This is a genomic window from Pantoea sp. BJFS-204 (assembly GCF_049310725.1).
In the GTDB taxonomy this organism is placed as follows: Bacteria; Pseudomonadota; Gammaproteobacteria; order Enterobacterales; family Enterobacteriaceae; genus Pantoea; species Pantoea agglomerans.
On sequence record NZ_JBMOWE010000003.1, the window covers coordinates 425942 to 452462 of the forward strand.

Sequence of the window (26521 nt, forward strand, 5' to 3'; positions counted from 1 at the left end):
AGGCGGCGGGTTGTTGGGGTCACATCAGGCGGTGCCGCCGATGGTCAGTTTATTCAGCTTCAGGGTCGGCTGACCGACACCGACCGGCAGGCTCTGTCCCTCTTTACCACAGACGCCGACGCCTTTATCCAGCGCCAGGTCATTACCCACCATCGAGATCTGCTGCATCGCTTCGATGCCGGAACCAATCAGCGTTGCGCCTTTAACCGGTTTGGTGATTTTGCCGTTCTCAATCAGATAAGCCTCTGAGGTTGAGAAGACAAATTTGCCGGAGGTGATATCCACCTGACCGCCACCAAAGTTGGGCGCATAGAGGCCATACTCAACGCTTTCAATAATATCCTGCGGCGATGACTTGCCAGCCAGCATATAGGTGTTGGTCATGCGCGGCATCGGCAGATGCGCGTAGGATTCACGACGTCCGTTACCGGTAGGGCTAACCCCCATCAGTCGCGCATTCAGCTTGTCCTGCATGTAGCCTTTCAGTACACCATTCTCAATCAGCATGTTGTACTGACCGGGAACGCCCTCATCATCTACTGCCAGTGAACCGCGCAGCCCTTCAAGGGTGCCGTCATCCACCACGGTACAGAGGTCAGACGCAACCTGCTGACCAATTTTACCGCTGAACACCGAGGTGCCACGGCGATTGAAGTCGCCTTCCAGACCGTGACCGACCGCTTCATGCAGCAGCACGCCCGGCCAACCCGCACCCAGTACCACTGGCAACGCACCAGCAGGTGCGGCCACGGCGGAGAGATTCACCAGCGCCATACGCACTGCTTCACGCGCCCAGGCGTCAGCGCGGACTTCGCCATCTTCATCTGCCAGGAAAAACGCATAACCGGTACGCGCACCGCCGCCGCTTGCGCCGCGTTCACGTTTGCCCTGATCTTCCACCTGGACACTAATAGAGAGGCGAACCAGCGGACGGACATCTGCCGCCAGCGTGCCGTCAGTCGCGGCTACCAATACCTGCTCGTAAACGCCGGTCAGGCTGGCATTGACTTCCTGCACGCGCGGATCAGCCGCACGAGCCACTTTATCAACGCGATGCAGCAGGGCAATTTTGTCTTCACGTGTCAGGCTGCTCAGCGGATCGATAGCCTGATAGAGCGAACGGTTCATCACGGCAGAAAGCGTGTGTGCCTTGCCATTTCCCTGTTCGCGTACGATGCTGCGTGCGGCTTCAGAGGAGAGACGCAGTGCATTCAGCGTGATCTGGTCTGCATAGGCGAAGCCGGTTTTCTCCCCGCTGACCGCGCGCACACCCACACCCTGATCGATATGGTAGGAGCCATCTTTAATGATTTTGTCTTCCAGCACCCAGGATTCGTGAAAGCTGGACTGAAAATAGAGATCGGCATAATCCAGACGACGTTCTGAAAGCTGCCCTAACAGGGAAAATAGGTCCTGCTGATTAATGCCGTTAGCAGTCAGTAACTGCTCACTTACCAGGTTCAGAGTCATCGTTTCTCACTCATTATGTGCTCAGATAATCATAGCCTGCGGTAATTCCGGTACGGCGTCAAATTCACTTGTTGTCAGTTTCACGCGGTTTACGCAGCACTTCATTGATTTCCGGTTTATCCAGCGGGCCACTGATGTGATAACGCAGCAGCGATATCTTGTTCCACAGGGGTCCCAGAACTTTACTGGCGGCAAATACCGCCGCGCCAATCACCGGATTGATGGCAAAAGCTGTCGCCACACCAACCGAGGCGGATATTTCCGGCGCAACCACCGCTTCCATGTCGATCTGACGCTTCACCAGGTCGAGATTACCCTGCATCGCAATGTCCGCTTCCAGGCCATCCACCAGCAGATTATCGGTGCGCATCATGCCGTTTTCGATCCAGGCGGTGCCGTTAATCGAGTCGAAGTAGAAAGAATTGGTGAAGGTGTCGCTGAAGTCGAAGCGCAGCTTGCGCAGTAGCGCATCAAAGCTCACCAGCCGCAGGATTTTCCCGGCGGCACCGGTATTCACATCGGCGATCTGGCCTTTGCCAATGTGGGTCTTCAGGGTACCGCTCAGCGTCTCTGCCGAGGGCTGCCAGGGCGCAGAGCGCCAGTGCAGGTCATACGCAATATCAAATGGCGCATCGCGCAGCGGCGTGTTGACCCCAAACCAGTTGGTCGCGTTATTAATATTCGGGCCTTTCAGCGTGCCCTTCAGCGAAGTGCGCTGGTCGTCCGGGCGGTTAACCCATTCCCCGTTGATTTTCAGCTGTGAACTGCCAGTATCCACTTTTCCGTTAGTAAGCGCTAACGTATCTCCGCGGGGTTGCAGCATCGCGGAGACCTGACCATATTTCTGACCCAGCACCCAGCACTCTTTACAGCGCAACTGTAAAGCGGGCCACTGGCTGAAGTTAATGTTCGTGGCTTTTTGAGGTGGCGCTTTGCCGCCTTTGCCTTCACCGTTATCCCACTGCGGATTGTAGTAAAGGTAATCCAGGTTCACCTGCCACGGTGCTTTCGGGGCCATTGCCAGCGCACCACGCAGCTCTTTAGCCCTGACGCCGACCTGGCCCTTGCCGCCCGCACTCTGAGCCAGTGTCGCTTCAACCTCATGCCATTGCTGCCCGGCCAGGGTGACCGCCGGGCTGCGTAGCGTGATATTGCCGGGCAGCGTGACGCCACCCGTTTTGAGGCCGCCGCCTGACTCGCTGCCCCCGGATGCTCCCCCTGCGGCCATCATCGCCACCCAGGCCTCGCCATCCAGCGCGGGCAGGTTCAGTACCATGCCGGGATGATCGGGCAGAGCAGGTGTTTTCTGCGCATCATACAGCCAGATGCCACGATCGACGCGCAGCGTCGGCTCCAGCAACCAGCGGCTGTTAAAGCGATGGTTTGCATCGACGCTGCCACTGAGATCGAAATGGTGCAGGTCGCCACTGGCCTTAATTGCGACTGGCATCGCCTCACCGGCTTTCTTATCGAGCGGTGCAGGTAAGTGACTACTTACTTCTTTTGCATTACCGTTCAGCGTCACGTCATAACGCGCGCCGCCATGATGGGGCAGCGTAATATTGACGTCGCCCTGCCACGGCAGATTTCCGCCCAGCTGCTTGCTGACGGCTGCAGGAAGCTGGCTGATTTTAGCAGGCTGCCAGTCGCCCTGAAGTTTGACGTTCACGCCAAAATCGTCCGGATTCTCTTTGGTGCTGAAACGCACGCCCATCGGCTGACCAAACCAGTTCGCACGCAGATCCTCACTGGCCAGATTGCCGTTGTCGTAACGGAAGCGCCCGGAGAGATTGTTAATGGTGGTTTTTAACGGTTTGATAAACAGCGAATTATTGTTCAGGTCCACATTGCCACGGGCATGAACCTGCTCACCATCCAGCGGGATATCCAGATTCAGGTGGCCGCCGACGCGGCCTTTGATTTCCAGCTGTTCCAGCGCGGCACCCAGTGAAGGTTTCAGCGGAGTCTGCCCGAAATAGTCCGCGATCTGCTGGCCTTCACCACTGATATCACCCTCAATGATCAGTTTTTCTTTCAGGTAGTCGGGGATGACCGCAGTGACGTTGCGCGCGTCCACCTCGCCCAGTTTCGCCACCGGCGCTTTCATCCAGAGGCCGTCATTCAGGAAGTTAAGGTCGATATCGAGATTGCTCAACGCTGGCCATTTGGGCTGAAACGCATAGGTTGCCTGGCGAAGCGGCACCCAGACCTGGAACATGCCATCATTATGCTTGAACGGGAACAGCGCCGGATTACCGGCAAACAGCAGTGTGGCGTTGTCCACCTTGCCACCCTTCACTGCCCCACTCAGATAATGCGTCAGGCTGTTACCCAATAGCGGCACCGGGAAGTAGCGCCAGGCATCGCCCGCATCGGTAAGCCGGATACCGGCCAGAATATCCAGACGAGGCTCACCGCCGCTGTTCTGCTGGTAGCTGAAGTCGCCGCGCGCCCAGAGCGAGCGTGCTTCCAGGTCAAGATTTTCGCCCGCCAGCGTGAGGCCATGATCATCATTCAGCCAGCGCAGCGCACCGGTCACCCGCTTAATCTCTAACGGAGCCTGGAACATGTCGCCATAGGGAACGGTCGCCGCCCCCATATCCACACTGACCTGACCATTGCTCAGGCTGCCGCGCGCTTCACCGCTTAAATGGCTGATGCCCGGCAACAGTTTCCAGTGCTGCCAGCTGAAATCACGCCACTTCACCTGTACGCGGGTTTTTTCAGGCTGCTGTAACGGAATATCCAGCGCCAGGCCATCGATGGTGCCCTGTGGCTGCAGCGTCTGCCAGTTTTCAAACAGTGCCGGTGAGAGCGGCGCAAACAGCGGAACGATCGGCGCAATATGACTCAGCACCAGCTGTGTGGCGCGAACGCGCACTTCCGGCTGACCATCCGGTCCCAGCATCTGCTTATCTTCAGGACGCCATAACAGAGAGAAGTGACCGGCGGGCCAGGCGTGGCCGTCGGTGCTGAGCCGGGTTTGTGGCACATTGACCACCCAGCCATTCTGGAAACGTGACAGATGCGCGGTCAGCCCATCGACCTCAATGCGGTGTCGTCCGGTCTCGCCCTGCCAGCTGGCTCCGCCCTTGCGCAGCAGCAGATCACCGGCGTAGATGTCGCCATCGCGCAGGTTAACCCAGGCCGCCAGGCTAAATCGGGCGCTATCCAGCCGGGTATTGTCACGCACCCAACGGCCCAGCCACGGGCGCATATCGACGTCGTCGGCCTGCATCCAGATGCGGCCATCATTGAGTAAACCGTTGCTGTCGTTAAGATCAAGCCGCACCTGGACCACGCCGTGCTGGCCGGTGAAGCTCGACAGGCTGACTTCGCCTTCGGCCCGGTGGCGGTTATCTTCATTGACCCAGGTGAGTCGCGGGATCGCCAGCTCAGCATGCTGACCGGAAGGGGTGCGGAAACGGATGGTGCTGTCACGCAGGTCAAAGTGGTCAAACTGACGCAGGAAGAGTTCGTTTATCTGCGCCGGACGGAAGCTGTTTTTCTCTTTGTCGTTATCCAGCAGCGGGCGATTAGTATCGAGGTGCAACTGCCAGAAGGTCAGATCGCGAAACTGCCACCGCCAGTGCAGCAGGGACTGCCAGACGTCGAGAGCCAGATTGATGCGTTTGATAGTGAGTTTGCCGTTCTCATGCAGATCGACGCTAAGATCGCGAACCTGCAGGGTTGGGCCAAAATTCTCCCATTTACCCTGTAACTGGCTGGCGTTGACCGGCACGCCGCTGCTGTCGGAGATGTATTGCAGAAGGTTGCTGCGATAGCTGTCGAGATGCGGCATCACCAGACGCAATCCGCTGACCAGCAGCGCGACAATCACGATGATTGCCGCGACCAGCAGTAACAAAATCCTCGGCAACTGCCTCACTCACGCCTCTCCTTGTGTTCCGTAAACGACGGATAGTTGGTTCTCATACCCGACCGTCTCCCGATAAAAGCGTTAAAACGCGCATTTTATCTCAAACAAGGGCGATTTTTCAGCCCGATATCCGAAGAAACCGGTAACCGGGCTGGCGTTACATCATCACTACGTCGAACTGCTCCTGAGTGTAGAGCGCTTCGACATGAACTTTAACCTGCTTGCCGACAAAGATTTCGACTTCAGCCAGTGCATGAGACTCGTCAGTTTTTAACGCCTCACCCACCGTCGGTGAAACATAGACCAGAAAGCGGTCAGAATCATAAGCGTGATGAACCCGGACAATCTCACGCATGATTTCATAGCAGACCGTTTCAACGGTTTTCAGCGTGCCGCGCCCTTTGCAGACCGGGCAATCCTGGCACAAAACGTGCTCAATGCTTTCGCGGGTACGCTTACGCGTCATCTCCACCAGACCCAGCGCCGAGAAACCATTTATACCGGTTTTAACCCGATCTTTACTGAGCGCGCTTTCCAGCGAATGCAGTACCCGGCGGCGATGGTCTTCGTTGCTCATATCGATGAAGTCGATAATGATGATGCCACCAAGATTACGCAGTCGCAGCTGACGTGCGATCGCCTGAGTAGCTTCAACATTGGTATTAAAGATCGTCTCATCAAGGTTACGATGGCCGACAAACGCACCGGTGTTGATATCGATGGTGGTCATCGCTTCGGTCTGATCGATAATCAGATATCCGCCTGACTTTAGTTCAACTTTGCGATCCAGCGAGCGCTGAATCTCATTTTCGACGTCAAACAGGTCGAAAATAGGCTGTTTACCGTTGTAGAGCTCCAGCTTACCGGCCATTTCCGGGATATATTCACCGGTAAATTCCACCAGCATGTCGCAGGTCAGGCGGGAGTCGACCCGGATGCGATCCAGCGCCGCGCCCGCAAAATCACGCAGAATACGCTGGGCCAGAGCCAGCTCACCGTAGAGCAGGCAGCGGGTCTGATTGCGCTTTTTACGCTCGCTGACTTTGGTCCAGAGTCGTTTGAGAAAAGCCGCGTCCTGCGCCAGCTCCTCTTCCCCGATGCCTTCTGCGGCGGTACGAATAATAAAGCCGCCCAGATCGTCGCAGTAGTCAGCCACGACCGCTTTAAGCCGATCGCGCTCTTTCTCGCTCTCAATACGCTGAGAGACACCCACATGCGATGCGCCTGGCATAAAGACCAGGTAACGCGAAGGCAGCGTGATGTCAGTGGTCAGCCGGGCACCTTTGGTGCCAAGCGGATCTTTGACGACCTGAACCACCAGATCCTGTCCCTGCCGCACCAGCTCGGCGATATCCCGCACGATAAAGTTTTTCTTTTCGTCGCCCGCCACACATTCAGTATGCGGCATGATATCTGAGGCATGCAGAAAGGCCGCTTTCTCCAGACCGATATCAACAAAGGCGGCCTGCATGCCGGGCAGAACACGGCTTACACGGCCTTTATAAATATTGCCAACGATGCCGCGCCGCGCCTCACGCTCAATGTGAATTTCCTGCAATATGCCGCCGTCAATATAGGCAACACGTGTTTCAGAAGGCGTGACGTTTACCAGTAATTCAGCCGTCATGTTGACCCCTTACGGCACGCAGTGACTCGAAATGGCTGATCAACTCCCCTGTCTCAACCAAGGGTAATCCGACCACTGCATGGTAGCTTCCATTAATTTTGCGGACAAAGTTTCCTCCCCTGCCCTGAATACCGTATGCACCCGCTTTATCCATTGGCTCGCCGGTCGCGATATAGTCGTCGATGTCGGTGGCGGTTAAGGTGCGGAATGTCACATCAGTCGTTACGACGCAATCCAGCGCCTGCTGACTGTCGGCCAGCGCTACCGCCGTCATCACCTGATGCGTATGACCAGAGAGTTTGCACAGCATCGCGCGGGCATCAGCGGCATCGCGCGGCTTTTCCAGCACTTCGCCATTCAGCACCACAATCGTATCCGCGCCCAGCACCGGCAGATCCTGCGCGGCCAGTTTGACACCCGCCTGCGCTTTATCATTGGCCAGACGGCGGACATAGATTTCCGCCGCTTCGTTCGGCTGACGCTGCTCTTCAACGTCAGTCACGATGCGCTCGAATGTCAGCCCAAGTTGAGTTAACAGCTCACGACGACGCGGTGAACCGGAAGCAAGATAGAGGGTTACCATAAATTTCCTTATTGAACAGCGAACTGACGACGAATTTTTCTCATTAATAAGAATAGCCAGGGCCAGAGAATACCGTCGACGACACTGCTCCAGAAAATTTCAGGTCGGAATGAAACGTTGATTACCAGGAATTCAGCCCAGAAGACAATCACATCCATCGCCAGCGACAGCACCATAACCATTAACGCTTGCTGCCACAACGCTAAGTTGCGGAATAACTGGAACTTAAAGGCAATCAGGTAGGCGATGATACTGAGCGCCAGCGCACGCACGCCGAGTGTGGAACCCGCAATCAGATCCATGATGGCACCCAGCACAAATCCGCTGCCGACATTGACCCGATGCGGCAGTGCGAGCACCCAATAGATAAGGATCAACAGTAGCCATGAGGGCCGGAACATATAAATTTCATCCGGCCAGGGCATGATCTGCAGGACAAGCGCAACCAGGAAGGAGAGCCAGATGACCCAACGTCCCTGGCTGCGATATCGACTCAAGGCTGCCCCCCGCGTGAACGCGAGGAGTTGCTTTGTCCACTGCTGCTGGTAGCTGACGGTGCAGGCGGTCCCATCTGTACGGCAGGCGCAGGCGGGCCCATTTCTCCAGCAGGCGGTAAGACCTGCGGCATCATCTGCATCAGACGCTCGTTCGCAACGCGATGAACTTCATCCTGCGGCAGCGGCATATCACCATTGCGATCGGCGCCCCACAGCAGCAGCAGGTAACGCAGACGCTGCAGACCCGCGGTCGGATGCGCCTGAATCACCGTATAGGCGCGTTGGGTATCCACTTTTACCGAGGAAACCACACCCACCGGATAGCCTTCAGGGAATCGGCCACCGATACCTGAAGTCACCAGCACATCGCCGACCCGAATGTCCGTATTACCCGGCAGATGCTCAAGCTGAAGATCTTCAGTACAGCCGTTACCTGCGGCAATGACACGGATGTCATTACGCAGCACCTGAATCGGCAGGGCATGTGACGCATCACAGATCAGCAGAACACGGCTGGTGAGTTGTCCGACAGCGATGACCTGACCGACTACCCCTTTATCACTGATGACCGGCTGGCCTTCATAGACGCCGTTAACGCTGCCTTTGTCGATTACCACCTGGTCGGTGTAAGGATCGGTGCCGGTGGAGATGACCTGTGTCACCATCTTTTGCTCATCCTGACGCAGCGGTGAACCCAGCAGTTCACGCAGGCGTGCGTTTTCCTGCTTATATTGCCCCAGCATTAGCAGGTTACTGTTTTTCAGGAAGAGCTCACGACGTAACGCTTTGTTTTCCTGCTCGAGTTGCTGACGCGACGCCAGCGACTCTGACACGCCATCCAGCAACTGACGTGGCCCATTGGCCAGGAAGTAAAACGGACTGACCGACGTATCCAGATAGTTGCGTATTTGGGTGAAAGAACCCACACGGCTGTCGGCAATGATAATGGCAATCGCCACGATAACCGCCAGGAATAGACGCAACTGCAGGGAAGGTCCCCTGCTAAAAATCGGCTTCATATAATCTGCGTGATCCTCGACAACAGGAGAGGAAGCGACGGCGTAACACCGTGCTTCCCTGGGCTGAACGCACTGCACCGGCACAGATTGCGCCGGTTCACATGCCACTCCCTCGCATGATCATTGCGTTCTTAGCCGGTTGAGGCAATTATTCTTCGCTGAACAAATCGCCGCCATGCATGTCGATCATTTCCAGCGCTTTGCCGCCACCGCGAGCCACACAGGTCAGTGGATCCTCAGCAACCACAACCGGAATGCCCGTCTCTTCCATCAGCAGACGATCCAGGTTGCGCAGTAACGCACCACCGCCGGTCAGCACCATGCCGCGCTCCGAAATATCTGAAGCCAGCTCAGGCGGACACTGCTCAAGGGCAACCATCACCGCGCTAACGATGCCGGTTAATGGCTCCTGCAGCGCTTCCAGAATTTCATTAGAGTTCAGTGTAAAGCCGCGCGGTACACCTTCTGCCAGGTTACGACCACGCACTTCGATCTCACGGACTTCATCACCCGGATAGGCTGAACCGATCTCATGCTTAATACGTTCTGCGGTCGCTTCGCCGATCAGTGAACCGTAGTTACGACGCACATAATTAATAATAGCTTCATCGAAACGATCGCCACCAATACGCACTGACGAGGAGTAGACCACACCGTTCAGCGAGATCACCGCAACTTCTGTGGTACCGCCACCAATATCCACCACCATTGAGCCAGTCGCTTCTGAAACGGGCAGACCCGCACCAATTGCTGCAGCCATTGGCTCTTCAATCAGAAACACTTCACGCGCGCCTGCGCCCTGAGCGGATTCACGAATCGCGCGGCGTTCAACCTGTGTTGCCCCGACGGGTACGCAGACCAGCACACGCGGGCTGGGACGCATAAAACTGTTGCTGTGAACCTGCTTGATGAAGTGTTGCAGCATCTTTTCGGTCACGAAGAAGTCAGCGATAACGCCATCTTTCATCGGACGAATCGCTGCGATATTGCCTGGCGTACGGCCAAGCATCTGTTTGGCCTCATGACCCACGGCCGCAACACTTTTCGGTGAACCGGCACGATCCTGTCGAATAGCGACGACGGAGGGCTCGTTCAGTACGATGCCCTGTCCTTTCACGTAAATCAGGGTATTCGCGGTACCCAGGTCAATGGACAAGTCGTTGGAAAACATGCCACGAAATTTTTTAAACATACTAAGGGGTAATCCTGCAAGCTGGGGGCGGAAAATAAAATCCGCTTACTTTACCAACCACACGAAGCTGCCACAAGGCGCAAAAACGTTCTGCTTCGGTGAAAAAAGACGCCTGATTGCGTTTAAGTCATCTGAACTGGCGATCCACAACAGCAGAATGGCGACCAGACGCCATCAGCACTGCATTTCACGCTATTTCCCCTCGCCCTGTCCGACATAAAATCTAACATTTCCGGCAGTAAGTTCAGAGGTTCAGACGCGGATAAACATTAAAAAAAACCGTAAATTTCCGTCAGTACGACAGCAATTCATTAAATACGGTAACGTTGTGAATACTTCTTCACGTTACTGTTAACCGGAAGCGAGGGAGCAAAAAAGTCGCCCTGCCCACCTGCTACGCCCAACGCGACTAAAGTTTGCCACTCCGCTTTAGTGCGGACACCGGTAGCAAACACCTGAATGCCCGTACATTTACAGACTTCCAGCAGACTCTGCACAAACAGCTGATTTTCAGTCCGGCGCTCAATATTGCGTACCAGACCGGCATCAAGCTTGATCAGTTCCAGCGGCAGCTGTCGTATGTAGGCGCTGCTTACCACGGTTAAACCCGCCTGATTTACCGCAACCCGACAGCCAAAAGCCTTAAGTGCGCGGAAAACTGGCGTTAAACGGTTGATGTGTTGACAAACATCTGCCTCGGCAAGTTCAAATAAAAATCGTTTTCTTTGCGCTTTCGGGCACTGCAGCAGCATGTTCTGCAGCCAGAGGACAAAAGAGCGCTGCAGAAGCGAGGTAATCGTCACCGGGATCACCAGCGTCTCTTCTGGCCAGAGTTCAGAGAGTGCCGCAATGCGAGTCATTAACTGGCGATCCCAGCCATCAGCCATGCCGAGCTGCTGTACCAGGGGCATATATTCTGCGGCCAGCACTTCTTTATCGCCGTCGAAGATGCGGGTCAGCATCACCCGGTGCTGTACCTTACCCTCAATATTGACGGTGGGTTTATGATAGAGCCGCGGGCCGCCACGGCTAAGCGTGTTCTCCAGCAAGGTTCGCCAGCGCACACTACCCCGCCCGGCGTCCTGCGGATTTCCGGCACCATTGGTCCAGTTGTTGCCGCCCAGCAGTGCCGCACGTCGGGTAGCCATTTCGGCATTTTCCATCACCTGCGGCACAGTCTGCCCGCTGTGCCAGGCGCTGATACCGATATGAATGAGATCATCACGATTAACCAGCCGCATCGGCGGCAGAGAATCAACAGCATTGATCAGCTGATCCGCAATACTGTTTGCCTCTTTAAGACTGCGATGCGGCAGTAGCACGGCAAAATCACTGCGGAAATAGCGTGCCAGCAGGGCGCCAGGATAGCGCAGCACAAAGGTGGAAAGCATGTTGACGAAATTGAAGAGGTACTCCTCAACCAGCCCCGGCTCCAGCGAATCCTTCAGCGTGTCCAGATCGGGCAGGCGCACCATCATCACCACACCATGGGTGCCGACAGCCTCCTGATCTTCCAGCAGGGTGGCGAGCTGGTTATCAAAGAACAGCCGGTTGTTGAGACCGGTGCGTCCATCCTGCGCAGCAAAGGTGCGGATCAGCGTGTCGATACGCAGACGCTGTTCGCCCGCTTCCTGCAGATCCGCCAGCAACACATCCAGTGCGCGGCTCGCTCTCGGTGGCCACTCATCCGCACCGCGTTTCGGCATTACGCCGCGCTCACCGCTGATAATCGCCTCTGCCCGTACTTCAAGATGCTCCATACCGCGCCACTGCCGACTGAGCCAGCGATGCATCAGCAGCAGCACCAGACTCATTACCAGCATGACGGTAAACAGGATGCCCAGCGTAGAGGTGCCGGTAATGGAGCGCAGCCAGGTTTTGGCAGGATCAAGGGTGACGACCCGCAGCTCTAAACCCGTCTGGTGCATCAAAGGCACATCGACCTGGATAAAACGATTAGGTTCGTCTTCCAGCATCTGGTTTTCGTGTCGGGAGAGGGTAAGGAAAGTCTGCCTGCCGTTGTGAAGAGAAATCTGCTCGGCATTCATTATCGGCATCATACGCGTGAGCCAGACATGCAGCTCTGCCGGCGTCTGGGTGAACATCGCCTGATCCACTTCGGTCGCCAGTATCTGCGCCCGATGTTCAACCCGCTGATGACTGAACCAGAAAACACTGAATGCACAGCCTGCCAGCATCAACGACATGGCCAGCAGGCTTAAAAAGGTAATAAACGCAGATAATTTTGTGGTTAATCGCATCCCTGTGCCTGTATTACTGCGGTGATAACCGGATCACCCAACCTTGTACCGTCAGCCTGACGAAAACGCGAGCAAAAATAGCATAATTTGCCGTTGCCGACAGCGCCGGGACGTATGAAGCCGAAGTATATCGTCGGGATATCATCGCTGACGTTGATCCTGGCACTTTTCGGTGCATTCTCATCGTGCCAGCCAGCCAGGAAATTTCACATTTTTAGGGCGAAACTGGCTGATATCAGTAATAGTCATCATGCTGGTTAATGACATCCTGTCTGGAGAGGGCACCATGAAACGCACACCCCGTCTGACCGAAGCCGACGTAACGCCGGAAAGCATTTTTAACATGAAGCGCCGCCAGGTGCTGAAAACGCTGGGACTGAGCGCAGCGGCGATGGGTATGCCGGGCGTGGCGCAAGCCGATATTCTCAGCTGGTTCAAAGGCAACGATCGCCCACCCGCGCCAGCAGGCCGGCCGCTGGACTTTACCAAACCAGCGCAATATCAGGCCGATCTGACCTTAACGCCTGCGGATAAAGTTTCCGGCTATAACAACTTCTATGAGTTCGGGCTGGATAAGGCCGATCCGGCCGCCAATGCCGGTACGCTGAAAACAGAGCCCTGGAAACTGACCATTGATGGCGAAGTGGCGAAGCCCGTGACCCTGGATATGGATGACATCTTTAAACGGTTTGCCATGGAGCAGCGAATCTATCGCATGCGCTGCGTGGAGGCCTGGTCGATGGTGGTGCCCTGGATAGGCTTTGAGCTGAATAAGCTTATCTCTCTGGCGGAACCCACCAGCAAAGCGCGTTTTGTCGCCTTCCAGACGCTGTACGATCCTGAGCAGATGCCAGGTCAGAAAGATCGCTTTATTGGCGGCGGACTCAATTATCCCTATGTCGAAGGTTTACGTCTGGATGAAGCCATGCATCCGCTGACCATTCTGACCACCGGCGTCTATGGCAAAGCGCTGCCGCCGCAGAATGGCGCGCCGATTCGCCTGACGGTGCCGTGGAAATATGGTTTTAAGGGCATTAAGTCGATTGTCAAAATCACCCTGACCGCAAATCAGCCACCAACGACCTGGAACCAGATCGCCGCAGATGAATATGGTTTTTATGCCAATGTGAATCCGCATGTTAATCATCCACGCTGGTCGCAGGCCACTGAGCGATTTATTGGCCCGGGCGGCAGTCTGAAGGTCGAACGTCAGCCAACGCTGCTGTTTAACGGCTATGCCGAACAGGTTGCGTCGCTCTATCGTGGCCTGGATTTACGGGAGAATTACTAGGTGGTACGCCTGTCGATAAAACAGATCACCTGGCTTAAGGTGATTCTGCATCTGGCGGCCCTGTTGCCGTTGGTTTATCTGGTTCTTGCCGCGATGCAGGGCGGCCTGAGTGCGGATCCGGCAAAAGATATTCAGCATTTTACCGGCCGCATGGCGCTGAAACTGCTGCTGGGTACGCTGCTGGTCTCACCGCTGGCACGTTATGGCAGGCAACCGCTGTTAATCCGCACCCGGCGTCTGCTTGGCGTCTGGACGTTTGTCTGGGCTTCTCTCCATCTGCTGAGCTATTACCTGCTGGAGCTGGGCGCTGACAATCTGCGTCTGCTGGGCAGCGAGCTGATTTCCCGTCCCTATCTGACACTGGGGATTATCAGCTGGCTGATATTACTGACCCTGGCGCTGACGTCGTTTCAGCGCGCTCAGCGCAAGCTCGGTAAGCGCTGGCAAACTCTGCACAACGCGGTCTATCTGGTGGCCATTCTGGTGCCGATTCACTATATCTGGTCAGTGAAAACCGTGTCACCCCAGCCACTTATCTACGCACTACTTGCTGCAATACTGTTAGCCTGGCGTTACAAAAAATTTCTCAAATGGTGGCCTCGCTAGCGCTTCACCCGTTGTTTTCCTCTGCACTTTTCTGATAAAAGATGTGGCCCGCAGGCCACATCCGATCATCTTCGCAGATAAGACCAGTATTTTGCTGCGAAATGACACGAAACGGATATAATGCCCGGCTTTATTGCTCGTCGGGTCTTCTTTTTCATTCTCAAAGGTGACAAATGAAGATTCGCAAGGTATTTTACGCGATGCCTCAATGATTGCGGGAGATGGCAGCACGATGGCGCATAAATTACATATTCTGCTTTTAAACGGGCCCAACCTGAACCTGTTGGGAACGCGTGAACCTGAGAAGTATGGTCATACCACGCTGCGTCAGATCGTTGACGATTTGACACGTCAGGCAGACCAGTTGAATGTGGAATTGAGCCACCTGCAAACCAATGCTGAATTTCAGCTGATTGATCGCATTCATGAGGCCAAAGGCAATGTGGATTACATCATTATTAATCCTGCCGCGTTTACCCATACCAGTGTCGCACTACGTGATGCCCTGCTGGCGGTAGAAATACCGTTTATCGAGGTTCATCTCTCCAACGTGCATGCCCGCGAGCCCTTCCGCCATCACTCCTATCTTTCTGATGTCTCTGCTGGCGTGATCTGTGGGCTTGGCGCTGACGGCTACACATGGGCTTTACAAACGGCAGTAAAACGCCTGTCTCAAACTAATTAATCAAACTGAGTACGGAACCCCACTCATGGATATTCGTAAAATTAAAAAACTGATCGAACTGGTTGAAGAGTCTGGCATTTCAGAGCTGGAAATTTCTGAAGGTGAAGAGTCCGTTCGCATCAGCCGTGCACCTGCAAACGTGGGTTACCCGATGATGCAGCAGACTTATGCTGCGCCGGTTCAACAGCCTGCTCTGGCAACAGCTGTTGCTCCTGTTGCAGCGGTTGCCGAAGCGGCACCGGCTGAAATCAGCGGTCACATCGTGCGTTCACCAATGGTAGGGACCTTCTACCGTACGCCGAGCCCGGATGCGAAAGCCTTTGTGGAAGTCGGCCAGAAAGTGAATGCCGGCGATACCTTGTGCATCGTCGAAGCCATGAAAATGATGAACCAGATCGAAGCTGACAAATCAGGTGTAGTGAAAGCGATCCTGGTTGAAAGCGGTCAGCCGGTCGAATTTGACGAGCCACTGGTTATCATCGAGTAACGGGGCAGATCATGCTGGATAAAATTGTTATTGCTAACCGTGGTGAGATTGCGCTGCGCATTCTGCGTGCCTGTAAAGAACTGGGCATCAAGACTGTTGCGGTACACTCAAGCGCGGATCGTGACCTGAAGCACGTGCTGCTGGCAGACGAAACCGTCTGCATTGGCCCGGCGCAGTCAGTTAAAAGTTACCTCAACATCCCGGCGCTGATCTCTGCTGCAGAGATCACCGGCGCGGTGGCGATTCACCCTGGCTACGGCTTCCTCTCTGAGAATGCCGATTTTGCTGAGCAGGTTGAGCGCTCCGGCTTTATCTTTATCGGTCCGAAAGCAGACACCATTCGCCTGATGGGCGACAAAGTCTCTGCGATTAATGCGATGAAGAAAGCAGGCGTCCCAACCGTACCCGGTTCTGACGGTTCGCTGACCGATGATATGGAAAAAAACCGTGCCTTTGCGAAGCGCATCGGTTATCCGGTCATCATCAAAGCCTCTGGCGGCGGCGGCGGTCGTGGTATGCGCGTTGTGCGCAGCGACAAAGATCTGGAACAATCCATCAACATGACGAAAGCGGAAGCCAAAGCGGCTTTCAGCAACGACATGGTTTACATGGAGAAGTATCTGGAGAATCCGCGCCACATCGAGATTCAGGTTCTGGCTGACGGCCAGGGCAACGCGATCTATCTGGGCGAACGTGACTGCTCTATGCAGCGTCGTCACCAGAAAGTGGTTGAAGAAGCGCCAGGCCCAGGTATTACTGAAGAACAGCGCAGCTTTATCGGCAATCGTTGTGCCAAAGCCTGTATTGAGATTGGCTATCGTGGCGCAGGTACCTTCGAGTTTCTGTACGAAAACGGTGAGTTCTACTTCATTGAGATGAACACCCGTATTCAGGTGGAACATCCGGTGACCGAGATGATCACTGGTGTGGATCTGATCAAAGAGCAGCTGCGCATTGCTGCGGGTCAGCCACTGTCGATCAAACAGGACGAAGTGGTTATTCGCGGACATGCGGTCGAGTGCCGTATTAACGCTGAAGATCCGGTCACCTTCCTGCCAAGTCCGGGTAAAATCACCCGCTTCCATGCGCCAGGCGGTTTTGGCGTGCGCTGGGAGTCGCATATTTACTCAGGCTACACCGTACCGCCGTATTACGACTCCATGATCGGTAAGCTGATCACCTATGGCGAAACGCGCGACGTGGCTATCGCCCGCATGAAGAATGCGCTGGCGGAACTGATCATCGACGGTATCAAAACCAACGTTGAACTGCAGATGAAAATCATGTCCGACGAAAACTTCCAGCACGGTGGAACCAATATCCACTATCTGGAGAAAAAACTCGGCTTGCACGAGAAGTAAACGCAACGCTGAGTCAGTCAGAGGCCGGTTAATCCGGCCTTTTTCTTTTGCCGCTGGCGTTAAGGTTGAATCATGGATGCTCGTTTTATACAGGCACATAAAGAGGCGCGCTGGTCGCTCTACCTCACCCTGCTCTGGCTCGCTGCCTGGGGGCTTTCTGCCTGGCTGGGTGGCAGTGAAATTGGTATCACCGGCCTGCCGCGCTGGTTTGAACTCTCCTGCCTGTTTGCTCCCCTGTTGTTCATATTCCTGTGCTGGATAATGGTGCGGTTAATTTTCCGCGACATGCCGCTGGAGGACACAAATGAACAGTGAAATTATCCTGCCGTTACTGATTTATCTGGTGTTGATTGCCGCGCTGTCGGTGTTTGCCGTGCGCAAAAGGCGCGAGGGTAGCTTCCTCACTGAATATTTCCTTGGCAGCCGCTCCATGGGCGGATTTGTGCTGGCGATGACGCTCACCACCACCTATATCAGCGCCAGCTCGTTTATTGGTGGTCCCGGTGCCGCCTACAAATATGGGCTGGGATGGGTATTGCTGGCGATGGTGCAGGTGCCCGCCGTCTGGCTCTCGCTGGGTGTGCTGGGGAAAAAGTTTGCCATCCTGGCGCGTAAGCATAATGCGGTGACGCTGAATGACATGCTCTACGCCCGCTATCAGAGCCCGCTGCTGATCTGGCTGGCGAGTCTGAGCCTGCTGGTTGCCTTTATCGGTGCCATGACGGTGCAGTTTATTGGCGGCGCGCGGCTGCTCGAAACCGCCGCAGGCATCCCGTATGACACGGGTCTGCTGATTTTTGGCGGCACTATTGCGCTCTACACCGCTTTTGGCGGGTTCCGTGCCAGCGTTCTCAATGACGCCATGCAGGGCATCGTGATGCTGATTGGCACATTTCTGCTGCTGTTCGCGGTGATTCATCAGGCTGGCGGCCTGAGCACGGCCGTGCAGAAACTACATGACATTGATCCCGCTCTGCTGTCGCCGCAGGGACCGGGTGAGATTATAACGCCGACCTTCCTCAGTTCATTTGTCGTGCTGGTCTGCTTTGGGGTGATTGGCTTGCCGCATACTGCGGTGCGCTGCATCTCTTATAAAGACAGCAAGGCAGTCCATCGGGCCATTATTCTGGGTACCATTGTGGTGGTGATCCTGATGCTGGGAATGCATCTGGCCGGTGCGCTGGGCCGGGCGATACTGCCGAATCTGACCGTGCCGGATAGTGTTATACCCACCCTGATGATCACTGTGCTGCCACCGTTAGCTGCCGGACTGTTTCTGGCAGCCCCCATGGCCGCCATTATGTCGACCATTAATGCCCAGCTGTTACAGGCTTCGGCTACGCTGATCAAAGATCTCTATCTGCGTGTTGCCCCACAGCAGATGGAAAATGAGACGCGGCTGCGGCTGTTATCTGGCACCATTACGTTCGCACTGGGTCTCCTGCTGCTGATTGCGGCCTGGAATCCACCCGATATGATTATCTGGCTCAACCTGCTGGCCTTTGGCGGCCTTGAGGCGGTTTTCCTCTGGCCGCTGGTACTGGGTCTCTACTGGGAACGCGCTAATGCCGCAGGCGCCATCACCGGCATGGTGGTGGGTGGAGGCTGCTACGCTTTTCTGGCGAGCCTGAACCTGCAGATTCTGGGTTTTCATCCCATTGTGCCCTCACTGCTTTTAAGCCTGCTGGCATTTTTAGTGGGCAACCTGTTTGGACGCGCGCCGCAAACGGTCGACGCGCCGCAACATTGACGGAAAGAGAGACGTTATGCCGTGGATTCAAATCAAAATTAATAGCTCAGGTGAACACGCGGAAACGCTGAGCGATGCGCTGATGGACATCGGTGCGGTTTCAGTGACCTTTCAGGATACCAACGACACGCCGGTGTATGAGCCGCTGCCAGGTGAAACCCGCCTGTGGGGCGATACCGATGTTATCGGCCTGTTCGATGCAGAAACTGATATGGCCGCGATTACCGCCGAACTGGCGCAGCATCCGTTGCTGGGCGCCGGTTTTCGTCACCGGATCGAGCAGATCGAAGATAAAGACTGGGAGCGCGAATGGATGGAAAACTTCCATCCGATGCGCTTCGGTGAGCGGCTCTGGATCTGTCCGAGCTGGCGTGATGTGCCGGATCCCGATGCCGTCAACGTGATGCTCGATCCCGGCCTGGCGTTTGGGACCGGCACGCATCCGACCACCTCACTCTGCCTTACCTGGCTTGACGGGCTGGATCTGGTGGGCAAAACGGTGATCGATTTCGGCTGTGGTTCGGGGATCCTGGCGATCGCCGCACTGAAGCTGGGCGCGGCTCAGGCGATCGGGATTGATATCGATCCGCAGGCTATTCAGGCCAGCCGGGATAATGCTGAGCGCAACGGCGTCTCTGATCGCCTGTCGCTCTATCTGCCCCACCAGCAACCCGAAAATCTGCAGGCTGATGTGGTGGTGGCCAATATCCTGGCCGGCCCGCTACGTGAACTGGCCCCGCTGATCAGCGTACTGCCGAAGTCTGGCGGTCATCTGGGTCTCTCGGGCGTGTTAGAGAGCCAGGCAGAGAGCGTCTGCGAAGCGTATGTCAGCGAGTTCACGCTCGACCCGGTTGCGGTTAAAGAGGAGTGGTGCCGGATTACCGGGATTAAATCCTGAATATAGCGCCTGTCTGCCCCCTCTGATATCGCGCTGCCCGGAACAAAGTGCCTTAACAGAACATTCAGCCAGCCCGTAGCGTAAGTTGCGGGCTTTCCCGATTTGAAATGGATGCTTGTATCGTTAATCACGGCATGTGACGTTTTTTATCTGGCGAATTGACGTACTTTTCTGGAAAAACTTTTGCTCACAATTTCAGCATAAATTGTTAACTCATTGATATTTAAGATTAATAAATATGCGCATCGATCATGGCCCGGATTTCATTGATCTTTCTTGCTGATTGTTCAAAGTTTGGCCTTTCATCTTCCTGCAAAAATGCGTAATATACGCCGCCTTGCAGACACAGTATGGCCATTCTGACTTCATGCGTATTGGAAACCTCCAGCTGAGAAATCGACTGATTGCAGCACCGATGGCCGGTATTACCGACAGGCCGTTCAGGGCGCTGTGTCACGAAATGGGTGCAGGCATGGCAGTTTCTGAGATGTTGTCTTCAAACCCGGAAGTCTGGGCTAGCGACAAATCTCGATTACGTATGGTTCACAGCGATGAGCCAGGCATTCGCGCCGTGCAAATTGCCGGTTGCGATCCCAGTGAAATGGCGCAAGCTGCACGCATTAATGTTGAGGCTGGTGCACAGGTCATCGACATTAATATGGGATGCCCTGCCAAGAAGGTTAACCGCAAAATGGCGGGTTCAGCCTTGCTGCAATATCCCACCGTGGTGGAGTCAATTCTCTCCGCAGTGGTTAATGCAGTGAATGTGCCGGTTACGCTGAAAATTCGTACTGGCTGGGATCCTGAAAACAGGAACTGTGTCGCGATTGCCCAATTGGCTGAACGCTGCGGTATACAGGCTCTGACGATACATGGTCGCACTCGTGCCTGCCTGTTCAACGGAGAAGCTGAATATGACAGCATTCGGACAGTTAAGCAGAGTGTCTCCATTCCGATTATCGCGAATGGAGACATAACTGACCCGCATAAAGCCAGAGCGGTGCTCGACTATACAGGGGCCGATGCTCTGATGATAGGACGTGCTGCTCAGGGAAGACCGTGGATCTTCCGGGAAATCCAGCATTATCTGGACACTGGGGAGTTGCTTGCCCCGCTGCCGATGGCAGAGGTCAAGCGCTTGCTTGTTTCGCATATACGTGAGCTGCACGACTTTTACGGTTCAGGCAAGGGATACCGTATAGCGCGAAAGCACGTCTCCTGGTACCTGCAGGAGCACGCCCCGAATGACCAGTTTCGGCGCACATTCAACGCCATTGAGGATGCCAGCGAACAGCTGGAGGCGTTGGAGGCATACTTCGAAAATCTTGCGTAACGAAATAAAGAGCTGAAAGAACTATGTTCGAACAACGCGTAAATTCTGACGTACTGACCGTTTCAACCGTTAACTCACAGGATCAGGTAACTCAAAAACCTTTGCGTGATTCGGTTAAACAGGCACTGAAGAACTATTTTGCTCAACTGAATGGTCAGGATGTGAGCGACCTGTATGAGCTGGTTTTGGCTGAAGTCGAGCAGCCTCTGTTGGACATGGTGATGCAGTATACCCGTGGCAATCAGACCCGTGCTGCCCTGATGATGGGTATCAACCGCGGTACGCTGCGTAAGAAATTGAAAAAATACGGCATGAACTGATTTTTAGTTCTGTCTGTAAATCACGCCAGCCTTCGGGCTGGCGTTTTTATTTGTGCGTCGACGCACAAAGCCACGGTAATGATAGTGAAACAGTTTCCGGTAATATGGTAACTGTAGTTGCAATCGCTGGCGTGATATTTCACCCTCTCGCTTTCGCCCGCTGTGATTTGACTTAGTGCCTGCCTGACCCTCACCTTGCTTCACATCCCCGCCACTGCTGGGTATGTGACTTTCTGCGCATTAAAAAGCAACGCAATCTCTTCATACATTTCTGCCTGAGTGAATGCTCACACTGCTCCCACATAGTGAAACTATTTGCACTAAATGTGATCGGGTCGACTCGCATTGCTTCCTTTTGGTGCGCCATATTAGCGGAACTTTCTAAGTGCTTCCGATTATTAACCGTTCTTTCATACGAATTCAGGAACCTGCAAACCTGGCATCAGCTTTGCAGAGTCGTGGATGGCTGACCGCCACAGACAGGAAAAACGCACACTAAAGTGCGCAAACATAACAACATGATCCCGCCACACAGGATGCTTTATGAAAAAGATGATGCTCTCTACGCTGATCGCTGCTGCCTCGCTGGTTGCCGTTGCTCAGCAAGCACACGCAGGCACCACACTGGATGCGATAAAGAAAAAAGGTTTTGTTCAATGTGGTATCAGTGACGGCTTGCCGGGCTTCTCCTATGCAGATGCTGGCGGCAAGTTTACCGGTATTGATGTGGATGTGTGTCGTGCGACGGCTGCCGCTGTGTTTGGTGATGCGACCAAAGTGAAATATACCCCGCTGACCGCGAAAGAGCGTTTTACCGCCCTGCAGTCCGGCGAGGTGGATGTGCTTTCACGTAATACCACCTGGACCTCATCGCGCGATGGTGGCATGGGCTTCCTGTTTGCGGGCGTGAACTATTACGACGGTATCGGCTTCCTGACTCACCAGAAGGCCGGCCTGAAAAGTGCGAAAGAGCTGGATGGTGCCACCGTCTGTATTCAGGCGGGAACCGACACCGAGCTGAACGTAGCGGACTTCTTTAAAGCCAACAAAATGCAATATACGCCTGTGACCTTTGACCGCTCTGATGAATCGGCTAAAGCGCTGGATAGCGGACGTTGCGATACGCTGGCGTCTGACCAGTCTCAGCTTTACGCATTACGCATTAAGCTGGGCAAACCGGACGAATTTATTGTTCTGCCCGAAGTGATCTCCAAAGAGCCGCTGGGGCCGTTGGTACGTCGTGGTGATGATGACTGGTTCACCATCGTGAAGTGGTCGCTCTACGCCATGCTGAATGCGGAGGAGATGGGCATCTCCTCGAAGAACGTTGATCAGATGACGGCCAAGCCAACCACACCAGACATGGCACACTTCCTGGGCGCCGAAGGTGATTTTGGTAAGGATCTGAAGCTGGATAACAAGTGGGCCTACAACATCGTCAAGCAGGTGGGTAACTATCAGGAAAGCTTTGACCGTAACGTCGGTAAAGACAGCGCACTGAAGATCGCACGTGGTCAGAATGCGTTGTGGAACCACGGCGGTATTCAGTACGCACCACCGGTACGTTAACAGACCTCACTAATCGGGCACCCTATTCTGTGGTGCCCTACCCCAGCTTTCGTTACTGAGGTTTCAACATGTCACAACGCCCAACCGTGAAAAGGGATTTTTCATTTGGTAATCCCACGGTTCGCGCCTGGATTTATCAGCTCATCGCCATCGTCGCGGTGCTTGGTGTGGTGGGTTATCTGGCGCATAACACCATTATTAACCTTGCCAATCGCGGCATTACATCGGGGTTTGGATTTCTTGAGCGCACTGCCGGTTTCGGCATCGTTCAGCATCTGATTGAGTACACTGAGGGAGATACCTACGCGCGCGTGTTTCTGGTTGGATTAACCAACACGCTGCTGGTCTCTGCACTCTGTATTGTTTTCGCTTCGATTCTCGGATTCGCGGTCGGTCTTGCCCGCCTTTCTGACAACTGGCTGCTGCGGAAACTCTCGAATATCTATATCGAAACCTTCCGTAATATCCCACCCCTGCTGCAAATCTTCTTCTGGTACTTTGCAGTCTTACGCAATCTACCGGGCCCACGTCAGGCGCTGAATGCTTTTGACCTGGCGTATGTCAGTAATCGCGGACTCTACGTTCCATGGCCGACCTATGCAGCAGGCAGCTGGCCGTTTGTTATTGCACTGCTTCTGGCCGCGGCTGTGAGCTATGGCCTGTACCGCTTTAACCGTAAACATCAGCTGAAAACCGGTCAGTTACGTCGCACATGGCCCGCTGCCGTTGTGATGCTGATTCTCTTTCCTTTGCTTGCACACCTTGGGTTTGGCCCAGCCACGCACTGGGATGTGCCACAACTGCGCGGTTTCAATTTCCGTGGCGGCTCGGTGATGATACCGGAGCTGGCAGCCCTGACGCTGGCACTGTCGATTTATACGTCGTCGTTTATTGCTGAAGTGATCCGCTCCGGGATCCAGTCGGTACCCTATGGTCAGCATGAAGCAGCGCGGTCGCTGGGGCTGCCTAATCCGGTTACGCTGCGCCAGGTGATTATTCCGCAGGCCATGCGCGTCATTATTCCGCCACTGACCAGCCAGTATCTGAACATCGTGAAGAACTCCTCACTCGCCGCCGCTATCGGTTATCCCGATATGGTGTCGCTGTTTGCCGGATCGGTACTGAATCAGACCGGTCAGGCCATCGAGACGATTGCTATCACGATGGGCGTTTACCTGATTATCAGCCTGCTGATATCAATGCTTATGAACTTCTACAACCGCAAAATTGCGCTGGTTGAGCGTTAAGAGAACGGGATAACTATGTCTGTGACTACGCATGAAACGCCCCCCGTCCCGACGACTCTGGTCAGTCGCGCCTGGTTTTGGGCTCGTAAAAACCTGTTTTCCAGCTGGTTTAATACGCTACTGACGCTTTTTTGCATCTGGGTTATCTGGCACGTCATTCCGCCCGCGCTGAACTGGCTGGTCTTTCAGGCAAACTGGATCGGCACCACGCGCGCCGATTGCACCAAAGAGGGTGCCTGTTGGGTCTTTATTCATGCTCGTTTCGGCCAGTTCATGTATGGGCTTTACCCGCATGAGTTGCGCTGGCGTATTAACCTGGCGCTGGTGATCGGCCTGCTGTCGATTGTGCCGATGTTCATTAAGAGCCTGCCGTATCGTGGACGCTATATTGCTGCCTGGGCCGTCATCTATCCGGTGATTGTCTGGTTTCTGCTGTATGGCGGCTATCTGGGGCTGGAACGTGTCGAAACACGTCAATGGGGCGGATTAACGCTGACGCTGATTATTGCGTCAGTGGGTATTGCCGGTGCGCTGCCGCTGGGTATTTTGCTGGCGCTGGGCCGTCGCTCACGCATGCCGGTCGTGCGCACGCTGTCGATTATCTTTATTGAGTTCTGGCGCGGCGTGCCGCTGATTACCGTGCTATTTATGTCATCCGTGATGCTGCCGCTGTTTATGTCTGAAGGCACTAACATCGACAAGCTGGTGCGCGCGCTGGTCGGCGTCATTCTGTTCCAGTCCGCCTATGTGGCAGAGGTGGTTCGCGGTGGCCTGCAGGCACTGCCGAAAGGTCAGTACGAAGCAGCCGAATCTCTGGCGCTGGGCTACTGGAAGACGCAGATGCTGGTTATTCTGCCCCAGGCGCTGAAGCTCACTATTCCCGGCCTGGTCAATACCATCATCGCACTGTTTAAAGATACCAGCCTGGTCATCATCATTGGTCTATTCGATCTGTTCAGCAGCGTCCAGCAGGCAACGGTCGATCCGACCTGGCTGGGGATGTCGACCGAAGGTTATGTCTTTGCTGCACTGGTCTATTGGATCTTCTGTTTTAGCATGTCGCGCTACAGCCAGTATCTGGAAAAGCGCTTTCACACCGGGCGTACATCGCACTGAGGTTTTACATGACTGACTCTATGACACACTCTTCCGACGCGTTGATGATCTCGCTTGAGAACGTGAATAAATGGTACGGGCAATTCCATGTACTGAAAGACATCAACCTGCAGGTTAAACCCCGTGAACGCATCGTACTGTGCGGACCTTCCGGCTCCGGCAAATCGACGACGATCCGCTGTATCAACCATCTGGAAGAGCATCAGCAGGGCCGCATTGTTGTTGACGGTATCCATCTTAATGATGACGTTCGTAACATTGAGCGCGTGCGCACCGAAGTCGGTATGGTCTTCCAGCACTTCAATCTCTTTCCACATCTGACCGTACTGCAAAACTGCACGCTGGCACCTTCCTGGGTAAGAAAGATTCCAAAGAAGGAAGCTGATGAGCTGGCCATGCACTATCTGCAACGCGTGCGTATTGCCGAGCATGCACATAAGTTTCCGGGCCAGCTCTCTGGCGGACAGCAGCAGCGTGTCGCCATCGCCCGCTCACTCTGTATGAAGCCCAAAATTATGCTGTTTGATGAGCCCACGTCAGCGCTGGATCCTGAGATGGTTAAAGAAGTGCTGGATACGATGATTGGTCTGGCTGAGGATGGGATGACTATGCTGTGCGTCACCCATGAGATGGGCTTTGCCAGAACGGTGGCTGACCGGGTGATCTTTATGGATCGGGGAGAGATCGTCGAAGTCGCGCCACCGCAGGAGTTTTTTGCGAATCCAAAATCGGAGCGTACCCGGGCGTTTCTATCGCAGGTTATTCACTGATCAGACGTTCAGTTATCTCACTACCCGGCCTGGTGCCGGGTTTTTTTATGGCCTGAACAGCCGCTTTAATATGCTTACTGACCTGTTGCTGTTATGAATAGACAGACAGATACGCTGTGAAGAGGGAGTTTTATTGCGGTTTGCCACAACGAAAAAAGCCCTTCGCATACGCAAAGGGCTCTCTCTTATTTGATGCCTGGCAGTTCCCTACTCTCGCATGGGGAGACCCCACACTACCATCGGCGCTACGGCGTTTCACTTCTGAGTTCGGCATGGGGTCAGGTGGGACCACCGCGCTACAGCCGCCAGGCAAATTCTTTTATTTACCGAACTCGTGTCTTAACTGGTGCTGATACCCAGAGTCGAACTGGGGACCTCACCCTTACCAAGGGTGCGCTCTACCAACTGAGCCATATCAGCACACTAAATTTGATGCCTGGCAGTTCCCTACTCTCGCATGGGGAGACCCCACACTACCATCGGCGCTACGGCGTTTCACTTCTGAGTTCGGCATGGGGTCAGGTGGGACCACCGCGCTAAAGCCGCCAGGCAAATCTTG

The 26521-nt window shown here is 54.7% G+C and carries 22 protein-coding genes, 1 tRNA gene and 2 rRNA genes; 14 read left to right on the forward strand and 11 right to left on the reverse strand.

The window, feature by feature from the left end:
• Positions 1–24: 24 nt before the first annotated feature.
• The 8 genes from tldD to csrD all read right to left on the reverse strand — a co-directional run bounded on the left by tldD (position 25) and on the right by csrD (position 12529).
• Positions 25–1470, reverse strand: coding sequence for a metalloprotease TldD (tldD, locus tag ACO6VX_RS13080; protein ID WP_060681163.1), 1446 nt, complete (start codon positions 1468–1470; stop codon positions 25–27).
• Positions 1471–1534: 64 nt separating this feature from the next.
• Positions 1535–5359: an AsmA2 domain-containing protein YhdP gene (yhdP, locus tag ACO6VX_RS13085; protein ID WP_236352085.1), complete on the reverse strand. Its 3825-nt coding sequence runs from the start codon at positions 5357–5359 to the stop codon at positions 1535–1537.
• Between the two features lie 148 nt (positions 5360–5507).
• Positions 5508–6977 carry a ribonuclease G gene (gene rng, locus ACO6VX_RS13090; RefSeq protein WP_003855268.1) on the reverse strand — a complete coding sequence of 490 codons (1470 nt, stop codon included), beginning with the start codon at positions 6975–6977 and terminating at the stop codon, positions 5508–5510.
• Positions 6967–7560: a Maf family protein gene (locus ACO6VX_RS13095; protein ID WP_010256046.1), complete on the reverse strand. Its 594-nt coding sequence runs from the start codon at positions 7558–7560 to the stop codon at positions 6967–6969. The genes rng and ACO6VX_RS13095 overlap by 11 nt, the downstream gene beginning before the upstream one ends.
• Before the next feature lie 8 nt (positions 7561–7568).
• A complete protein-coding gene (gene mreD, locus ACO6VX_RS13100) occupies positions 7569–8057 on the reverse strand; it encodes a rod shape-determining protein MreD (protein ID WP_010256045.1) in 489 nt (162 codons plus the stop codon).
• On the reverse strand, positions 8054–9076 hold the full coding sequence (gene mreC, locus ACO6VX_RS13105; RefSeq protein WP_010256043.1) for a rod shape-determining protein MreC: 1023 nt from the start codon (positions 9074–9076) through the stop codon (positions 8054–8056). Before mreC ends, mreD begins: the two co-directional genes overlap by 4 nt.
• Positions 9077–9224: 148 nt before the next feature.
• The gene (mreB, locus tag ACO6VX_RS13110; RefSeq protein WP_004385136.1) at positions 9225–10268 is read right to left on the reverse strand and encodes a rod shape-determining protein MreB; all 1044 of its coding nucleotides are present in this window, start codon (positions 10266–10268) and stop codon (positions 9225–9227) included.
• 311 nt (positions 10269–10579) lie between these two features.
• The gene (csrD, locus tag ACO6VX_RS13115; RefSeq protein ID WP_010699819.1) at positions 10580–12529 is read right to left on the reverse strand and encodes an RNase E specificity factor CsrD; all 1950 of its coding nucleotides are present in this window, start codon (positions 12527–12529) and stop codon (positions 10580–10582) included.
• Positions 12530–12815: 286 nt separating this feature from the next.
• On the opposite strand from csrD, the gene msrP reads away from it, so the two are divergent.
• From msrP to ACO6VX_RS13185, 14 genes are all read left to right on the forward strand, one after another.
• Complete coding sequence (gene msrP / locus ACO6VX_RS13120; RefSeq protein WP_010256016.1) at positions 12816–13820, forward strand: protein-methionine-sulfoxide reductase catalytic subunit MsrP; 1005 nt, start codon at positions 12816–12818, stop codon at positions 13818–13820.
• Positions 13821–14426 (forward strand): protein-methionine-sulfoxide reductase heme-binding subunit MsrQ, encoded by a 606-nt coding sequence (gene msrQ / locus ACO6VX_RS13125; RefSeq protein ID WP_236352084.1) that lies wholly within the window; start codon positions 13821–13823, stop codon positions 14424–14426.
• Between the two features lie 232 nt (positions 14427–14658).
• A complete protein-coding gene (aroQ, locus tag ACO6VX_RS13130; RefSeq protein ID WP_010256011.1) occupies positions 14659–15111 on the forward strand; it encodes a type II 3-dehydroquinate dehydratase in 453 nt (150 codons plus the stop codon).
• 25 nt (positions 15112–15136) lie between these two features.
• Positions 15137–15598: an acetyl-CoA carboxylase biotin carboxyl carrier protein gene (accB, locus tag ACO6VX_RS13135; protein WP_010256009.1), complete on the forward strand. Its 462-nt coding sequence runs from the start codon at positions 15137–15139 to the stop codon at positions 15596–15598.
• Positions 15599–15609: 11 nt separating this feature from the next.
• Complete coding sequence (accC, locus tag ACO6VX_RS13140) at positions 15610–16959, forward strand: acetyl-CoA carboxylase biotin carboxylase subunit (RefSeq protein ID WP_010256007.1); 1350 nt, start codon at positions 15610–15612, stop codon at positions 16957–16959.
• Positions 16960–17031: 72 nt separating this feature from the next.
• Positions 17032–17274 (forward strand): YhdT family protein, encoded by a 243-nt coding sequence (locus ACO6VX_RS13145; RefSeq protein ID WP_236352083.1) that lies wholly within the window; start codon positions 17032–17034, stop codon positions 17272–17274.
• A complete protein-coding gene (panF, locus tag ACO6VX_RS13150; RefSeq protein ID WP_010256003.1) occupies positions 17264–18709 on the forward strand; it encodes a sodium/pantothenate symporter in 1446 nt (481 codons plus the stop codon). The genes ACO6VX_RS13145 and panF overlap by 11 nt, the downstream gene beginning before the upstream one ends.
• Before the next feature lie 16 nt (positions 18710–18725).
• Complete coding sequence (prmA, locus tag ACO6VX_RS13155; protein ID WP_010699821.1) at positions 18726–19607, forward strand: 50S ribosomal protein L11 methyltransferase; 882 nt, start codon at positions 18726–18728, stop codon at positions 19605–19607.
• 367 nt (positions 19608–19974) lie between these two features.
• A complete protein-coding gene (dusB, locus tag ACO6VX_RS13160) occupies positions 19975–20940 on the forward strand; it encodes a tRNA dihydrouridine synthase DusB (RefSeq protein WP_008925814.1) in 966 nt (321 codons plus the stop codon).
• Between the two features lie 23 nt (positions 20941–20963).
• Complete coding sequence (gene fis, locus ACO6VX_RS13165; RefSeq protein WP_003855228.1) at positions 20964–21260, forward strand: DNA-binding transcriptional regulator Fis; 297 nt, start codon at positions 20964–20966, stop codon at positions 21258–21260.
• 543 nt (positions 21261–21803) lie between these two features.
• Positions 21804–22829, forward strand: a complete 1026-nt coding sequence (locus ACO6VX_RS13170) for an amino acid ABC transporter substrate-binding protein (protein WP_422458176.1) — start codon at positions 21804–21806, stop codon at positions 22827–22829.
• Between the two features lie 68 nt (positions 22830–22897).
• A complete protein-coding gene (locus ACO6VX_RS13175; RefSeq protein WP_422458177.1) occupies positions 22898–24076 on the forward strand; it encodes an amino acid ABC transporter permease in 1179 nt (392 codons plus the stop codon).
• 15 nt (positions 24077–24091) lie between these two features.
• Positions 24092–25192, forward strand: a complete 1101-nt coding sequence (locus ACO6VX_RS13180; protein WP_064690035.1) for an amino acid ABC transporter permease — start codon at positions 24092–24094, stop codon at positions 25190–25192.
• An 8-nt stretch (positions 25193–25200) separates the two neighbouring features.
• The gene (locus ACO6VX_RS13185; RefSeq protein WP_010699823.1) at positions 25201–25962 is read left to right on the forward strand and encodes an amino acid ABC transporter ATP-binding protein; all 762 of its coding nucleotides are present in this window, start codon (positions 25201–25203) and stop codon (positions 25960–25962) included.
• A 194-nt stretch (positions 25963–26156) separates the two neighbouring features.
• Here the strand turns inward: ACO6VX_RS13185 and rrf (ACO6VX_RS13190) are convergent.
• The 3 genes from rrf (ACO6VX_RS13190) to rrf (ACO6VX_RS13200) form a co-directional block, all read right to left on the reverse strand.
• A 5S ribosomal RNA gene (gene rrf, locus ACO6VX_RS13190) occupies positions 26157–26272 on the reverse strand.
• A 34-nt stretch (positions 26273–26306) separates the two neighbouring features.
• Positions 26307–26382, reverse strand: a tRNA-Thr gene (locus ACO6VX_RS13195).
• 14 nt (positions 26383–26396) lie between these two features.
• Positions 26397–26512 (reverse strand): 5S ribosomal RNA (gene rrf / locus ACO6VX_RS13200).
• Positions 26513–26521: the final 9 nt, after the last annotated feature.

Excerpts from the sequence above, each read along its gene's own strand:
- aroQ (WP_010256011.1), top strand. The coding sequence starts at position 14,659 with ATGGCGCATAAATTACATATTCTGCTTTTAAACGGGCCCAACCTGAAC.
- mreB (WP_004385136.1), bottom strand. The coding sequence starts at position 10,268 with ATGTTTAAAAAATTTCGTGGCATGTTTTCCAACGACTTGTCCATTGAC.
- csrD (WP_010699819.1), bottom strand. The coding sequence starts at position 12,529 with ATGCGATTAACCACAAAATTATCTGCGTTTATTACCTTTTTAAGCCTG.
- ACO6VX_RS13175 (WP_422458177.1), top strand. The coding sequence starts at position 22,898 with ATGTCACAACGCCCAACCGTGAAAAGGGATTTTTCATTTGGTAATCCC.
- ACO6VX_RS13180 (WP_064690035.1), top strand. The coding sequence starts at position 24,092 with ATGTCTGTGACTACGCATGAAACGCCCCCCGTCCCGACGACTCTGGTC.
- accC (WP_010256007.1), top strand. The coding sequence starts at position 15,610 with ATGCTGGATAAAATTGTTATTGCTAACCGTGGTGAGATTGCGCTGCGC.
- panF (WP_010256003.1), top strand. The coding sequence starts at position 17,264 with ATGAACAGTGAAATTATCCTGCCGTTACTGATTTATCTGGTGTTGATT.
- prmA (WP_010699821.1), top strand. The coding sequence starts at position 18,726 with ATGCCGTGGATTCAAATCAAAATTAATAGCTCAGGTGAACACGCGGAA.
- fis (WP_003855228.1), top strand. The coding sequence starts at position 20,964 with ATGTTCGAACAACGCGTAAATTCTGACGTACTGACCGTTTCAACCGTT.
- tldD (WP_060681163.1), bottom strand. The coding sequence starts at position 1,470 with ATGACTCTGAACCTGGTAAGTGAGCAGTTACTGACTGCTAACGGCATT.
- ACO6VX_RS13145 (WP_236352083.1), top strand. The coding sequence starts at position 17,032 with ATGGATGCTCGTTTTATACAGGCACATAAAGAGGCGCGCTGGTCGCTC.
- dusB (WP_008925814.1), top strand. The coding sequence starts at position 19,975 with ATGCGTATTGGAAACCTCCAGCTGAGAAATCGACTGATTGCAGCACCG.
- mreC (WP_010256043.1), bottom strand. The coding sequence starts at position 9,076 with ATGAAGCCGATTTTTAGCAGGGGACCTTCCCTGCAGTTGCGTCTATTC.
- accB (WP_010256009.1), top strand. The coding sequence starts at position 15,137 with ATGGATATTCGTAAAATTAAAAAACTGATCGAACTGGTTGAAGAGTCT.
- rng (WP_003855268.1), bottom strand. The coding sequence starts at position 6,977 with ATGACGGCTGAATTACTGGTAAACGTCACGCCTTCTGAAACACGTGTT.
- ACO6VX_RS13185 (WP_010699823.1), top strand. The coding sequence starts at position 25,201 with ATGACTGACTCTATGACACACTCTTCCGACGCGTTGATGATCTCGCTT.
- ACO6VX_RS13095 (WP_010256046.1), bottom strand. The coding sequence starts at position 7,560 with ATGGTAACCCTCTATCTTGCTTCCGGTTCACCGCGTCGTCGTGAGCTG.
- msrP (WP_010256016.1), top strand. The coding sequence starts at position 12,816 with ATGAAACGCACACCCCGTCTGACCGAAGCCGACGTAACGCCGGAAAGC.
- ACO6VX_RS13170 (WP_422458176.1), top strand. The coding sequence starts at position 21,804 with ATGAAAAAGATGATGCTCTCTACGCTGATCGCTGCTGCCTCGCTGGTT.